The following is a 13,832-nucleotide window of genomic DNA, read 5'->3' on the forward strand; positions in this document are numbered from 1 at the left end:
TGTTGGGAAGAGTAGTCTCGCGGCGTGGATCACGTGGGTAGTGGCACGACCGTCACCTTCGACCGGTTGGAGCAGTTCTACGACGCGGTGCCCCGCGATATGGCGCGCGTGGAGGAGCACGGTCCCCTCGTACTGTTCGTCCGGGAAGGGGCCGGTTGGCCGTTCTACGCGCGTCCCCGCCTCGACGCCACCACGACGCCGTCCGCGGCGGACCTGACCGCCGTCCGGGCGCGGCAGCGGGAGCTGGGCCAGCCGGAGGCGTTCGAGTGGGTGCACGAGCGCGTCCCCGACCTGCTGCCGGTGGCCCGCGCGGCCGGGCTGACCGTGCTGGAGGCGCCGCTCATGGTGCTCGACCCGGCCGCGCTGGCCGCCCCCGGGGACTTCACCGACGTACCGGTGCGGCTGCTGGACGCGGGCGCGCCCGGCTTCGCCCGGGACGTGGCCGTGCGGCGGGCGGTCGCCGCCGTGGGCTTCTCCGCCGCCGGCACCGCCCGGGGCGACGCCGGCCCGGCGCAGCGCGACGCGGCCGTCACCGGGCTGGACGCGGCGGCGCTGGAGGAGGAGCGGGCCCGCCTCGCCGACGGCAGCCGCCTGTCGGTGCTCGCCGGGACGCCGGAGGAGGGCGCGCTGGCCAGCGGGATCGCGATGCGGGTCGGGGACACCGCGGAGGTCGCCGGGGTGGCCACCCTGCCGGCCGCCCGCCGCCGGGGGCTCGGCGCGGCCGTCACCGCCGCCCTCGCCCGCGCGCTGCGCGACGCCGGCACCGACCTGGTCTTCCTCTCCGCCGGCAGCGAGGAGATCGCCCGCGTCTACGTCCGGGTCGGCTTCCGCCGCCTGGGCACCGCCTGCATAGCCGAACCCCCCGCCGTCCTCTGACCCGTCCGCCCGGCCGGGGGCTAGGCGGGGGGGCGCCAGGCGGCGGCGGTGGCGGCGGCGGCGGAGAGCAGGCGCGGGGTGAGCGTGCCCAGGGCGGCGTCGCGGGCCCGCAGGGCGAGCCGGCCCCGGGTCTGGAGGACCGCCGACATCCGGCGGGTCTGCCGGACCACCGTGGCGGCCCGGGGGCGGCGCAGCCGGTCGTACGCGGCCACGGCGTCCGGCAGGCGGGACTCGCGCAGCAGCGAGGCCAGGGTGGCCGCGTCCTCGAAGGCGAGGCAGGCGCCCTGGCCGAGGTGCGGGGGCATGGCGTGGGCGGCGTCGCCGAGCAGCACCACCCCGCCCGGCCCGGCCGGGAAGCCGTACGCGCGGGGCAGGGGGCGCAGCTCGCGGATCTCCCGCTGCACCAGGTCGGCCGGGTCGGTGGCCTCCAGCAGCTCGCCGATCGGCGCGGGCCAGCCGGCGTACCAGCGGCGCAGCAGCGCGAGCTGCGTCTCCGGCGACTCCGGCCGGGGTGCGCCGGCCGCGGTGGCCACCCAGTAGATGCCGCCCCGGCTCGACGCGCCGGAGGAGCCGCGCTCGCCCAGCGAGGCGGCCACGAACCGGTACCCGGCGCCGAGGGTCTCTCCGCCGACCGGCTGGTCGGCCGGCAGCCGGGGCGCCCGGTACCAGGGGATCACCGCCCGCCAGGCGGCGCTGCCGGAGCTGACCACCCGGGCCTCGGGGGCGAGCCGCCGGCGGATCTCGCTGTCGGTGCCGTCCGCGGCGACCACCAGGTCGGCCTCGTAGCTCTGCCGGCCGTCGCCGACGGACGGGCGCTGCCCCGCCTCGGCCCGCACCGTGCGCACCGCCACGCCGGTGCGCAGCTCCACCCGCTCGCCGAGCCCGGCGATCAGGGTGTCGTGCAGGTCCTCCCGGTGCACCACCACCGGCATCCGGTCGGCCGGGGTGGGGCGGGGCTGCACGAGCCACTGCCCGTCGGGCCGGCGCACCCCGCCGTCGGGCAGCGGGGTGGCGATCGCGTCCAGCCCCGCGCCGAGGCCGAGGGCGCGCAGCGCGCGTACCCCGTTGGGCCAGAGCACGACGGCCGCCGGCTCCGGGCGGACCCGGTCGGCGCGCTCCAGGAGCGTGACCTGCCAGCCGGAGCGGGCCAGCGCGCCGGCGACCGCCAGGCCACCGACACCGGCCCCGACCACCACCGCGGTACGCATGCGCCCTCCCCCGTTCAGCTCTCGCGGTCGGCCGCGCCGCGACCCGGCGCCCCGGCGGACTCGTCGCCGCCCGCCCCGGGGCCGGCGGTCCCGTCGTCGGTCGCGTCGGGGCCGTCGTCGGGGGCGACCCCGGTCTCCCGGTACGCCCGGAACTGTTCCTCGTCGACCACCCGGTACCCCTGCGGCGCGGCGGCGGCCGGCCGGGCCTCCCGCTGCGACAGGTCGAGCTGGGACACGTCGCCGCCGGTCGGGGCGGCGACGGCGGTGGGCATGCCCACCGGGACCAGGTACTCCCGGGGGCCGCGCGCCCGCAGGAAGTAGACCAACGCGCCGACGAAGACCAGGGCGGCCGTGAAGACGTTGAGCCGGACGCCGAGGATCCGGGTGGCCTCGTCGGTGCGCATCATCTCGATCCAGAACCGGCCGGCGGTGTAGCCCATCACGTAGAGGGCGAACGCGCGCCCCCGGCCCAGCCGGAGCCTCCGGTCGAGGACGAGGACCAGGGCGGCGACGCCGACGTTCCACAGCGCCTCGTAGAGGAAGGTCGGGTGGTACAGCCCGGGCAGCAGCACCGGCTCGCCGTCGACGACCTTCGCCCGGCCGCCCGAGCCCATGGCGTGGACCTCAAGGCCCCAGGGCAGGGTCGTCGGGCCGCCGTACAGCTCGTTGTTGAACCAGTTGCCGAGCCGACCGACCGCCTGGGCCAGCGGCAGCCCCGGGGCGAGCGCGTCGGCCACCACCGTGAGGGGGATGCCGAGCTGGCGGGCGGCGAGCCAGGCGCCGACCGCCCCGCCGGCCACCGCGCCCCAGATGCCGAGCCCACCCTCCCAGATCGCGAACGCCTTGAGCGGCTCGCCGCCGGCCCCGAAGTACTTCTCCGGTGAGGTGATCACGTGGTAGATCCGCGCGCCGACGATGCCGAACGGCACCGCCCAGACGGCGATGTCCAGCACCGCCCCGGGGGCGACGCCCCGGGCGCGTAGCCGGCGCTCGGTGACCACGCAGGCCACCACGATGCCGGCGATGATGCAGAGCGCGTACGCCCGCAGCGGCAGCGGGCCGAGCTGCCACACCGCCGTGCTGGGGCTGGGCAGGGCCGCCTGGGGGATCGTCGAGGCGAGGGTCACGGATGCACACGCTACCGTCGCCGCCCCCACCACCGGCAACCCCGCTCGGGAGCGGGCGGTGCGGGGCGGGTGGGCGGCGGGTCAGGGGCGCGGGGTGCGGACGCCCTCGGCCAGCTCGGCGCTGAGCGCACGCAGGGCGGTGAGGCCGCCGGCCTCGTCGGGCGCGTCGAGCAGGCAGCGGATCAGCGCGCTGCCGACGATCACCCCGTCGGCGTACCCGGCGACCGTGCCGGCCTGCGCGCCGGTGCCGACGCCGAGCCCCACGCCGACCGGCAGGTCGGTGGCCTCCCGCACCCGGGCGACCAGCACCGGCGCGGCGTCGGAGGTCCGCGACCGGGCCCCGGTGACACCCATGATCGCGGTGGCGTAGACGAAGCCCCGGCAGTGCTCCACCGTCATCCTCAGCCGCGCGTCCGTCGAGGACGGGGCGACCAGGAAGGTGCGGTCCAGCCCGTGCGCGTCCGAGGCGGCCAGCCACTCGTCGGCCTCCTCGGGGATGAGGTCCGGGGTGATCAGGCCGGTGCCGCCGGCCGAGGCCAGGTCCCGGGCGAACGCGTCGACGCCGTACTGCTCGATGGGGTTCCAGTAGGTCATCGTGACCACCGGCGCGCCCGTGGCCGCGACCGCCTCGACGATGCGCAGCGCGTCGGCGGTGCGGACGCCGCCGGCCAGCGCGATGTCGCTGGCCCGCTGGATCACCGGGCCGTCCATCACCGGGTCGGAGTACGGGATCTCCAACTCGATGACGTCCACGCCCGCCTCGACCATCGCCTTCATCGCGGCGATGCTGCCCTCGACGGTCGGGAACCCGGCCGGCATGCAGCCGACCAGCACGGCCCGCCCGTCGGCACGGGCCTTGTCGAACGCCACCCCGATCCGGCTCACGATGTCACTGCTCCCTGTCGAGGATGCCGAAGTACTCGCCGGCGGTGTGCACGTCCTTGTCGCCCCGCCCGGAGAGGTTGACCACGATGACCGGCTCCCGGCCCAGCTCGGCCGCCAGCGCCGGGGCGATCTTCAGCGCCCCGGCGAGCGCGTGGGAGCTCTCGATCGCCGGGATGATCCCCTCGGTGCGGCAGAGCAGCTCGAACGCGGCCATCGCCTCGGCGTCGGTCACCGGCAGGTAGGTCGCCCGGCCGCTGTCGTGCAGCCACGCGTGCTCCGGCCCGACGCCCGGGTAGTCCAGGCCGGCGGAGATCGAGTGCGACTCGATCGTCTGCCCGTCGGCGTTCTGGAGCACGTAGGTGCGGGTGCCGTGCAGCACCCCGGAGGTGCCGCCGGTGATGCTGGCCGCGTGCCGGCCGGTCTCCACGCCCTCGCCGCCGGCCTCGAAGCCGTACAGCCGGACCCCGGCGTCGGGCACGAAGGCATGGAAGATGCCCAGCGCGTTGGAGCCGCCCCCGACGCAGGCCGCGACCGCGTCCGGCAGCGCGCCGGTCAGGTCGAGGCACTGCGCGCGGGCCTCGTCGCCGATGCCCCGGACGAAGTCGCGCACCATCTCGGGGAACGGGTGCGGCCCGGCGGCGGTGCCGATCAGGTAGTGGGTGTCGTCGACGTTGGCGACCCAGTCCCGCATCGCCTCGTTCATCGCGTCCTTGAGGGTGCGCGAGCCGGTGGTAACCGGGACGACGGTGGCGCCGAGCATCCGCATCCGGGCCACGTTGAGCGCCTGCCGCTGCGTGTCGACCTCGCCCATGTAGACGACGCACTCCAGGTCGAACAGGGCGGCGGCGGTCGCGGTGGCCACGCCGTGCTGCCCGGCGCCGGTCTCGGCGATCACCCGCCGCTTGCCCATCCGCCGGGTCAGCAGCGCCTGGCCGAGCACGTTGCGCACCTTGTGCGCCCCGGTGTGGTTGAGGTCCTCCCGCTTGAGCAGCACCCGGGCGCCGATCTTCGCGGAGAACCGCTCGGCCCGGTAGAGCAGCGAGGGGGTGCCGGCGTAGTCGCGCAGCAGCGCGTCGAACTCCGCGAGGAAGGACTCGTCCGACATCGCCTTGCGGTACGCGGCGTCCAGCTCGTCGAGGGCCGCGACGAGCGCCTCCGGGACGAACCGGCCGCCGAACCGGCCGAAGTGACCGGCGGCGTCGGGAACCTGGCCGGCCGGGGTCGGGTCGGTGGCGCTCATCGCGTCTCCTCTCGCTGCTGACTGGGCGCCCCGGCGCGGCTCAGCGCGCCGGGCGGGGCGTTGCCGGGTGGTTCCCGGCGTTGACCAGCGCGGCCACCGCCTCGCGGGGGCTGGCCTGGGTGACCAGGCCCTCCCCGACCAGGACGGCGTCGGCACCGGCCGAGGCGTACCGGATCAGGTCGTGCGGGCCACGCACGCCGGACTCGGCGATCTTGACGACGCTGCTGGGGAGGCCGGGGGCGATGCGCTCGAACACCGACCGGTCGACCTCCAGCGTGCGCAGGTCGCGGGCGTTGACCCCGATCACCTGCGCGCCGGCCTCCAGCGCCCGGTCGGCCTCCTCCTCGGTGTGCACCTCGACCAGCGCGCACATGCCGAGGGACTCGATGCGCTCCAGCAGCCCGACGAGGGCGTTCTGCTCCAGCGCGGCCACGATTAGCAGGACCAGGTCGGCGCCGTGGGCGCGGGCCTCGTGCACCTGGTAGCTGGAGACCACGAAGTCCTTGCGCAGCACCGGCACCTGCACGGCGGCCCGCACGGCGGCGAGGTCGTCCAGGGAGCCGCCGAACCAACGCCCCTCGGTGAGCACGCTGATCGCCCGCGCGCCGCCGGCGGCGTACTCGCCCGCCAGCTCGGCCGGGTCGGCGATGTCGGCGAGCTGCCCCCGCGACGGCGACGAGCGCTTCACCTCGGCGATCACCGCCACGCCGGGCCGGCGCAGGGCCGCGTACGCGTCGAGCGGCGGCGGCGCGGCGGCGGCGAGTTCGCGGACGCGCTCCAGTGGCACCTGCTCCTGCCGTCGCGCGACGTCCTCGCGCACGCCGGCCAGGATCTCGTCCAGGACGTTTCCGGACGCCGCCTCGGCGGCCCCGTCCCCTTCCGCGTGCGCATGCTCAGCAGTCACCAACGGACTCCCCTCTCCGGGTGTCATGGGCCGATGCTAGGGGGCGCCACCTGGCAGCATGTGCCGGGGGTATGGCGCTCCTCACGAGATGGGCTGCGGCATAATGGCCGACTTCCGGTGAACGGCAGGTCACCCAGCGCCACCGGGCCGACCGGTCACGGTGACCCCGGCGACGACGCCCGCGCCACCCGACCCATCGACGACCGCCCATCCCCATCGGATCATTCTCCGCCCGAACCCACCCCGCGCGCACGTCGATCGATGCGCGGAGGCGCGCTCGTCGGCGCGCTGTGACGAAGATCAAGGCGGAACGGCCCTGTCCGGGCGGCCCGGGCCGGCGCACAGTTGACCTCGCGGTGACCGTCACGAAACGTGAGCGGGGCACCGTGGTGTTCGGGCAGACTCGACGATGCGCCTGCCCGAACCGTCGGAACGAGAGCGTGCGGGGTGAGCATGAGCACGAGCACCGGGCCCGAGCCGAGCATCGGACTGACCACCATCTCCCGGACCGTGGCGTCACTGGCCGTCGCGGTGGTGCACACGCTGGAGCGCGCCGCGACCGGCGACGGCCGGGTCCGCACCGCGCGGGACAACGCCTGGGAGGCGGTCTGCGCCGACCGGGCCCGCGCCGAGCGCCGCGCCGAGCTGGACCGCCTGGTGGCCGAGCTGGCCGCCGCCCGAGCCGCCGCGCGGGACCGCCAGCCGGTCGGCTGACACCCGGTCCGGCCGGGTCAGTGCTCCGTCGGGTCCTCGCCCCGGTCCAGCGCGTCCCACGCCTGGGTGGTGCGCCGCCCGGTCACCGGGCCGGTCGCCGCCTCCCCCTCCTGCGGGTCGGCGGCGCGGCGGACCGGCCGCTCGTACCGTGCGCCCATCGCCGGCCAGGTCGCGCCCCGCAGCGCGGTGAGCGCCCCGCCACCGGCGGCGAGCGCGCCGCCGGCCAGGCAGAGCGCGGGCCACTGCCGGCTCACCTCGCCGTCGAACGCGGCCACCAGCCCGTAGCCGCCGCCGGCCGCCACGGCCGCGCCGAGCGCCAGCAGCAGGACGCCGAGCAGCCGGCGGACCGCCCCCCGGGTGGCCAGCACCGCGCCGCCGCCGGCCAGCGCCACCACGGCGAGGGCGGGCAGCCAGGGCAGCAGCCCGGCCCCGGTGCGGGCCTGCCGCACCGGGGGCAGCGGGACGGGCCGCGCGGTCAGCTCGACCGACCAGGTCCGGGTGGACGCCCACAGCGCCAGGCCCGCGCCGGCCAGGCAGAGCAGCACCGCGTACGTCAGCTCGCGCCGCCGCCGCGCGTCCGGCGTCACCGCGCCGGCGGCGGGGTCGGTCGCCGGTTCCGTCGCCGGGCCGGTCATCGGGCCGGCCGCAGGGTCTCGGCGGCGGCGATGGCCGCCAGCACGGCGGCGGCCTTGGCGCGGGTCTCCCGGTCCTCGGCGGCCGGGTCGGAGTCGGCCACCACCCCCGCGCCGGCCTGCACGTACGCCCGGCCGTCGCGGATCAGCGCGGTGCGGATGGCGATGGCCATGTCCAGGTCGCCGCCGAAGCCGAAGTAGCCGACGGTGCCGCCGTAGAGGCCCCGCCGGACCGGCTCCAGCTCCTCGATGATCTCCATGGCCCGGACCTTGGGCGCGCCGGAGAGGGTGCCGGCCGGGAAGGTGGCCGCGAGCGCGTCGAAGGCGGTGCGGTCCGGGCGCAGCTCCCCGGTGACCGTCGAGACGATGTGCATCACGTGGCTGTACCGCTCGATGGTGGCGAACTCCGGCACCTCGACCGTGCCCGGCCGGCAGACCCGGCCCAGGTCGTTGCGGCCCAGGTCGACCAGCATCACGTGCTCGGCGCGTTCCTTCGGGTCGGCCAGCAGCTCGGCGGCGAGCCGGGCGTCGGCCTCCGGGGTGCCGCCGCGCGGGCGGGTGCCGGCGATCGGGTGCAGCAGGGCCCGGCGCCGCCCGTCCGCGCCGACGCTCACCTTCAGGTGCGCCTCCGGCGAGGAACCGACGACGTCGAAGCCGTCGAAGCGCAGCAGGTACATGTACGGGCTGGGGTTGGTGGTGCGCAGCACCCGGTAGACGTCCAGCGGGTCGGCGTGGGTGCGCCGCTCGAAGCGCTGGGAGAGCACGATCTGGAAGCACTCGCCCGCCCGGATCGCCTCCTTGGCCGCCTCGACCGCCTTCGGGTACCCGCCGTCGTCGGTGCGGCTGACCACCTCGCCGACGGCCGGGCGCTCCACCGTGGAGATCATCGGCGGGATGGGCCGGGACAGGGCGGTGGTCATCGCGTCCAGCCGCCCGACCGCGTGGTGGTAGGCGGCGGCGACCAGGGCGGCGCGGTCCGGCTGCTCCGGCGGCGGGAGCACCGCGTTGGCGACCAGGATCGCCGAGCCGTCGTAGTGGTCGAGGACCACCAGGTCGGTGGCGAGCATCATGCCCAGCTCGGGCACACCGAGGTCGTCCTCGGCCAGCTCGGGCAGCCGCTCGAAGCGGCGGACCAGGTCGTACCCGAGGAAGCCGACCATGCCGCCGCTGAGCGGCGGCATCCCGCTGGCCGGGTCCCAGGCCGGGCCGGCGAGGGCCGCGACCGTCTCGCGCAGCACCCGCACCGGGTCGTCGCCGGTGGGCAGCCCGGCCGGCGGGTTCCCGGTCCAGTGCGCGACGCCGCCCCGCTCCGTGAGGGTGGCGCTGCTGCGCACCCCGATGAAGGAGTACCGCGACCAGGCCGAGCCCGCCGGGCCGGCCCCCTGCTCGGCGGACTCCAGCAGGAACGTGCCGGGGCCGCCGGCCAGCTTCCGGTAGACCCCGACCGGGGTCTCCGCGTCGGCGAGCAACCGCCGGGTGACCGGGACGACCCGCCAGCGGGCCGCCAGGTCGGTGAACGCGCCCAGGTCGGGGCTGACCACGCCGTCGGTCACCCCGGCTCCCCGGCGGTGACCGGAAGCTCCGTGAAGAAGCATGTGCGCTCGCCGGTGTGGCAGGCCGCCCCGACCTGGTCGACGCCGACCAGCAGCGCGTCGCCGTCGCAGTCCAGGGCCACGGAGCGGACGTACTGGTGGTTGCCGGAGGTCGCGCCCTTGACCCAGTACTCCTGCCGGCTGCGCGACCAGTAGGTGGCCCGGCCCGTGGTGAGGGTGCGGTGCAGCGCCTCGTCGTCCATCCAGGCGACCATCAGCACCTCGCCGGTGTCGTGCTGGCGGACCACGGCGGCCACCAGGCCGTCGGGGGTGCGGCGCAGCCGGGCGGCGACGGCCGGGTCGAGCCGCGACGGGCGGGCGGGCCCGCCGGTCGTCGGCGGGTTCGCGGTGGTGGCGCCGGTCGCCGGCGCGTCAGGTACGGGCACAGTGAGCCATTCTCCCGCACGCGGCGCGGGCACGGGCGACGGCTCCCGCCGGGGGCGCGACGTGGCCTCGGCGCGTCCCGGCTCGGGACGGGGCACGGCCCCCGCGCGCTCCCGCTCGGGGCGCGGCGCGACCCCCGCGCATCCCGGCTCGGGGCGCGGCGCGGTCTCGGCGTCGGCGGTGAGCTGGGCGAGGTAGCGGTCCAGCCGCCCGTCCGACAGGGCCTCGGCCAGGTCCGCCCCGGCCACTGCGGCGATCTCGTCGGCGTACGGGCGCACCAGCGGGACGGTGCCGGTGACCAGCCGCCCGGCGGCGGCCCAGAGCTGCCCCGTGGCTCCGGGGCGCGCGCCGAGGCATAGCAGCATGTCGTCGCGGTAGCCGGGCGGGGCGACCGGGAGGTCCAGCGCCGCGGCGAACGCCGCCCGCCGGGAGACCACCCGCACGCCCGGGTTGGCCAGCCGCAGCACGCACGGGCAGAGCCGGGCCAGGTCGGCGGCGGCCAGCCGGACGCCGAGGTGGTCGCCCCGGGCCCGCGCCCCGGCGACCTTACCGAGCGTGGCGATCAGCTCCTCCAGCCTCGGCTCGTCGGCGGGTTGGCAGAGCACCGGCAGGTCGATGCGGGCGCGCCAGCGCTCGTCGGCCCAGAGCAGCCGGACCGGCGCGGTGACCGGCAGCCCGAACGCCCAGTCGGCGGGCTGCGCGAGCCGGGTCAGCCAGGAGCGGATGTCCCGCACCGCCACCGAGACGTGGGTCAGCCGCCCCCCGGACTCGGCGAGGTAGGCCCGGCGGACCGCGTACGGCGCGTTGACCGGCGCGCCGGTCGACGGGGCCGGCGGCTCGGCGCTGACCAGCACGTCGAGGTCCACGTCGCTGTGCGCGGTGGCGGCCCGGCGGGCGTGGCTGCCGCGCAGCAGGATGCCGACGACGGGCCGCTCGGCGGCCCGCCGCAGCCGGGCTACCCAGTCGTCGAGGAACCCACCATCGCGTGACGCTGCGTGACCCACCGCGCCATCGTGCCGTACGCCCGATCGGGGCGCAATGCCCGTTGCCGGACCTGCTGTCCGGTCCGAAGGCTACCGCCCGTTCCGAAGGCTGGTGCCCGACCGTTCTCATTCCTGCCTCCGGGCACCTTTCGCCACACGCCGTGCCCCGGCGTCGCCGCGCGGTCGGCCGGCCGCGCGGATCCCTTGCGGGCGGAAGCTCAATTCATCTAGCGTTGATTTCATCGGGTGATGAGTTTTTTGGAGGTGGGCGATGGAGCATGCGATAGCGGTCCGCGACCTGGTCGTGGAGCGCGGCCGGCGGCGGGTGCTGCACGGGCTGACCTGCTCGGTGCCGCGCGGCGCGGTCACCGGCCTGCTCGGGCCGAGCGGCAGCGGCAAGACGACCCTGATGCGCGCCGTCGTCGGGGTGCAGACGGTCCGCTCCGGCTCGGTGACCGTGCTCGGCCGGCCCGCCGGCTCGTCCACGCTGCGCAGCCGGGTGGGCTATCTGACCCAGGCCCCCAGCGTCTACGCCGACCTCTCCGTCCGGCAGAACGCCCGCTACTTCGCGGCGCTGCACGGCCGGGGCCGGGCCGAGGCGGACCGGGCCGTCGCCGACGTGGGGCTGGCGGAGGCGGCCACCCAGCTCGTCGGCACGCTCTCCGGCGGGCAGCGCAGCCGGGCGTCGCTGGCCTGCGCCCTGGTCGGGGAGCCGGAGCTGGTCGTCCTCGACGAGCCGACCGTCGGGCAGGACCCGGTGCTGCGGGCCGACCTGTGGGCCCGGTTCCACGCCCTGGCCGCCGCCGGGACGACCCTGCTCGTGTCCAGCCACGTGATGGACGAGGCGGCCCGGTGCGACCGGCTGCTGCTGATCCGCCGGGGCCGGCTGATCGCCGACGACACCCCGGACGCGGTCCGCGCCGCCGCCGGCGTCGACGACCTCGACGAGGCGTTCCTGCGCCTGATCCGGGCCGGCGGGGCGAACCCGGCCGGAGCCGACGGGGACCCGTCGTGAACCCGCGCATCCTGGCCGCCACCACCGGCCGCATCCTGCGCCAACTCCGGCACGACCGGCGCACCGTCGCCCTGCTCGTGGTGGTCCCGGGCCTGCTGCTCACCATCGTCTACCACATGTACGTCGACCAGCCCGTCCCGCCCGGCCGGCCGAGCCCGTTCGACCGGGTGGCGCTGATCATGCTCGGTGTCTTCCCGTTCCTCATCATGTTCCTCGTGACCAGCATCGCCATGCTGCGCGAGCGCACCTCCGGCACCCTGGAGCGGCTGCTCACCACCCCGCTCAACCGGCTCGACCTGCTCTTCGCCTACGGCCTCGCGTTCGGCCTCGCCGCCGCCGGGCAGGCCGCGATCGCCTCGGCCGTGGCGTACTGGGTGTTCGGGCTGACCACCGCCGGCAACAGCGCCCTGGTGATCGCCATCGCGGTGGTCGACGCGGTGCTCGGGGTCGCCCTCGGCCTGCTGTGCAGCGCCTTCGCCCGCACCGAGTTCCAGGCCGTACAATTCATGCCGGTCGTCGTGGTCCCCCAGTTGCTGCTGTGCGGCCTCTTCGTCGCCCGGGGCCAGATGGCCGGCTGGTTGCAGGCGGTCAGCGACGTCCTCCCGTTGTCGTACGCGGTCGAGGCGTTGCAGGAGGTCGGCGCGCACGCCGAGCCGACGGCCACGTTGTGGCGCGACCTCGCGGTGGTGGCCGGGGCCGTGGTGCTGGCGCTGGTGCTCGCCGCCGCGACCCTGCGTCGGCGCAGCGGCTGAGGCGCGACGGGACGAAGGGCGGAGATGGCGGGGCGGACGGGCCGGAGACCCGGCAGACCGGGCACCCGGGAGGCGATCCTCGACGCGGCGCGGGCCGCCTTCGCGGAGCGGGGCTTCGACGCGGCCTCCGTCCGGTCCATCGCCGGCGCGGCCGGGGTCGACCCGGCGCTGGTGCACCACTACTTCGGCAGCAAGGACCAGCTCTTCCTGGCCACGTTGGACGCCCCGATGGACCCGGGCGACCTGCTGCCCCAGGTGCTGGCCGGGGACGACGACGGCATCGGCGAGCGGCTGGTCCGCGGGTTCCTCGGGCTCTGGGACTCCCCGGCCGGCGCGGGCGCGGTGGCCCTGCTGCGCTCCGGGATGAGCAACGAGTGGACCGCCCGGCTGCTGCGGGAGTTCCTGGTCACCCAGGTCCTGCGCCGCGTCCTGCACCACCTCGGCGGCGACCCGGCGGAGCTGCCGCTGCGCGGGTCGCTGGTGGCCAGCCAGCTGATCGGCCTGGCGGTGATGCGGCACGTGGTCCGGCTGGAGCCGGTCGCCTCCGCCCCGGCGGAGACCCTGGTCGCGGCGGTCGCCCCGACGATCCAGCGCTACCTGCGCGGCGACCTGGCGGAAGGAAGTACGCCTTCCTGACGCCTGCGGCAGAGAAGCCTCTCCCCCGGGCGACGGCGACGGCGCGGCAGGGGAGGGAGCGGGGCGGGCGGGGTCAGGCCGGGTCGGTGAGGCGGGTCGAGTCGGAGTGCCGGCACAGCATCGGATGCAGCAGCCGGGCCAGTTCCCGCTGGTCGGCCACCGGGCGCGGGAAGGCCAGCCGGGCCCGCCGCCGCGCGCCGGGGCGGCCGAAGGAGACGACCATTCCGTACCGGTCGAGCCGGACCACGCGGGGCGAGCCGTCCCGGGTGGACTCGGCCAGGCCGAGCTGCCGCCGGAGGTACGCGGCCAGCTCGTGGCCGTGCTGCACGGCCAGCTCGGTCAGCAGCTCAGTCTCCACCGGGTGCAGCGGGTCCGGCTCGGCCTCGGCGTACGCGCCGGGGTCGACCCGGCACAGGCCGTCGGGGCGCTCCAGGCGGGCCTCCGCCACCTCGAAGCGGTGCAGCCGGAACCGGGTGCCCACGTCGAGCAGGTCGCCCACGGGGTCGACCTCGGCGAAGTCCAGCACGGCGCGGCGGGCGTCGCCGCCGTGCAGCGCGACGGCCCAGCCCGACACCCAGGCCCGGCCCAGCGAGGGGGCGCCGGCCGCGGGCGGCAGGTCGAGGACGTCGAGCGCGACGGCCACGTCCTCGCCCGCCTCGCCGGGCAGCGCGGCGGCGAGGTCGCTGTGCGACGGCACGAGCAGCAGCACCCGCCCGTCGGCGTCGGTGACGTGCCGGACGTGGAACGGGCCGGGCCGCTGGGCGAGGTGGACCAGGGCCGGGAGCCGGCCGGCGACCAGCGTCCGGACGGTCTCGGCGGGGCTCGGGCGAAGGACGGGGCTCGGGCGCATGACCCACCTCCGAAGGTTAGGCTTACCTAACAGC

Annotated in this window: 14 protein-coding genes and 1 pseudogene; 5 read left to right on the top strand and 10 right to left on the bottom strand. The window is 76.7% G+C overall.

Annotated elements, in window-relative coordinates:
- The first annotated feature begins 99 nt into the window (after positions 1-99).
- A complete protein-coding gene (locus LPU43_RS10920) occupies positions 100-876 on the top strand; it encodes a GNAT family N-acetyltransferase (protein ID WP_229400370.1) in 777 nt (258 codons plus the stop codon).
- A 20-nt stretch (positions 877-896) separates the two neighbouring features.
- Here the strand turns inward: LPU43_RS10920 and LPU43_RS10925 are convergent, their stop codons facing one another.
- The 5 genes from LPU43_RS10925 to trpC form a co-directional block, all read right to left on the bottom strand.
- Positions 897-2,084, bottom strand: coding sequence for an FAD-dependent oxidoreductase (locus LPU43_RS10925; protein WP_229400160.1), 1,188 nt, complete (start codon positions 2,082-2,084; stop codon positions 897-899).
- 14 nt (positions 2,085-2,098) lie between these two features.
- Positions 2,099-3,211 carry a prolipoprotein diacylglyceryl transferase gene (lgt, locus tag LPU43_RS10930; RefSeq protein WP_229400161.1) on the bottom strand — a complete coding sequence of 371 codons (1,113 nt, stop codon included), beginning with the start codon at positions 3,209-3,211 and terminating at the stop codon, positions 2,099-2,101.
- A gap of 81 nt (positions 3,212-3,292) precedes the next feature.
- A complete protein-coding gene (gene trpA / locus LPU43_RS10935; protein ID WP_229400162.1) occupies positions 3,293-4,096 on the bottom strand; it encodes a tryptophan synthase subunit alpha in 804 nt (267 codons plus the stop codon).
- A gap of 4 nt (positions 4,097-4,100) precedes the next feature.
- Entirely contained in the window at positions 4,101-5,336 is a 1,236-nt protein-coding gene (gene trpB / locus LPU43_RS10940) for a tryptophan synthase subunit beta (protein WP_229400163.1), read from the bottom strand.
- Positions 5,337-5,376: 40 nt separating this feature from the next.
- Positions 5,377-6,240 (bottom strand): indole-3-glycerol phosphate synthase TrpC, encoded by an 864-nt coding sequence (gene trpC, locus LPU43_RS10945; protein WP_229400164.1) that lies wholly within the window; start codon positions 6,238-6,240, stop codon positions 5,377-5,379.
- Between the two features lie 453 nt (positions 6,241-6,693).
- Between trpC and LPU43_RS10950 the strand changes: the two genes are divergently transcribed.
- Positions 6,694-6,954, top strand: a complete 261-nt coding sequence (locus LPU43_RS10950; RefSeq protein WP_229400165.1) for a hypothetical protein — start codon at positions 6,694-6,696, stop codon at positions 6,952-6,954.
- A gap of 17 nt (positions 6,955-6,971) precedes the next feature.
- On the opposite strand, the gene LPU43_RS10955 is transcribed toward LPU43_RS10950, so the two are convergent.
- The 4 genes and pseudogenes from LPU43_RS10955 to LPU43_RS28770 form a co-directional block, all read right to left on the bottom strand.
- On the bottom strand, positions 6,972-7,589 hold the full coding sequence (locus LPU43_RS10955; protein ID WP_229400166.1) for a Trp biosynthesis-associated membrane protein: 618 nt from the start codon (positions 7,587-7,589) through the stop codon (positions 6,972-6,974).
- Positions 7,586-9,139 (bottom strand): anthranilate synthase component I, encoded by a 1,554-nt coding sequence (locus tag LPU43_RS10960; protein WP_229400167.1) that lies wholly within the window; start codon positions 9,137-9,139, stop codon positions 7,586-7,588. The genes LPU43_RS10955 and LPU43_RS10960 overlap by 4 nt, the downstream gene beginning before the upstream one ends.
- Complete coding sequence (gene hisI / locus LPU43_RS10965; RefSeq protein ID WP_229400371.1) at positions 9,136-9,564, bottom strand: phosphoribosyl-AMP cyclohydrolase; 429 nt, start codon at positions 9,562-9,564, stop codon at positions 9,136-9,138. Before hisI ends, LPU43_RS10960 begins: the two co-directional genes overlap by 4 nt.
- A gap of 336 nt (positions 9,565-9,900) precedes the next feature.
- A pseudogene (locus LPU43_RS28770) lies at positions 9,901-10,566 on the bottom strand (phosphoribosyl-AMP cyclohydrolase); the annotation flags it as partial.
- Positions 10,567-10,816: 250 nt separating this feature from the next.
- On the opposite strand from LPU43_RS28770, the gene LPU43_RS10975 reads away from it, so the two are divergent.
- The 3 genes from LPU43_RS10975 to LPU43_RS10985 are packed head-to-tail and all read left to right on the top strand — an operon-like array spanning position 10,817 to position 12,948.
- Entirely contained in the window at positions 10,817-11,560 is a 744-nt protein-coding gene (locus LPU43_RS10975; RefSeq protein ID WP_229400168.1) for an ABC transporter ATP-binding protein, read from the top strand.
- A complete protein-coding gene (locus LPU43_RS10980; protein ID WP_229400169.1) occupies positions 11,557-12,312 on the top strand; it encodes an ABC transporter permease in 756 nt (251 codons plus the stop codon). The genes LPU43_RS10975 and LPU43_RS10980 overlap by 4 nt, the downstream gene beginning before the upstream one ends.
- Positions 12,313-12,336: 24 nt before the next feature.
- Positions 12,337-12,948, top strand: coding sequence for a TetR/AcrR family transcriptional regulator (locus LPU43_RS10985; RefSeq protein ID WP_229400170.1), 612 nt, complete (start codon positions 12,337-12,339; stop codon positions 12,946-12,948).
- A 73-nt stretch (positions 12,949-13,021) separates the two neighbouring features.
- Here the strand turns inward: LPU43_RS10985 and LPU43_RS10990 are convergent, their stop codons facing one another.
- The gene (locus LPU43_RS10990; protein WP_229400171.1) at positions 13,022-13,798 is read right to left on the bottom strand and encodes a DUF2470 domain-containing protein; all 777 of its coding nucleotides are present in this window, start codon (positions 13,796-13,798) and stop codon (positions 13,022-13,024) included.
- Positions 13,799-13,832: the final 34 nt, after the last annotated feature.

The sequence above is a fragment of the Micromonospora okii genome (genome assembly GCF_020884795.1).
GTDB classification, from domain to species: domain Bacteria; phylum Actinomycetota; class Actinomycetes; order Mycobacteriales; family Micromonosporaceae; genus Micromonospora; species Micromonospora okii.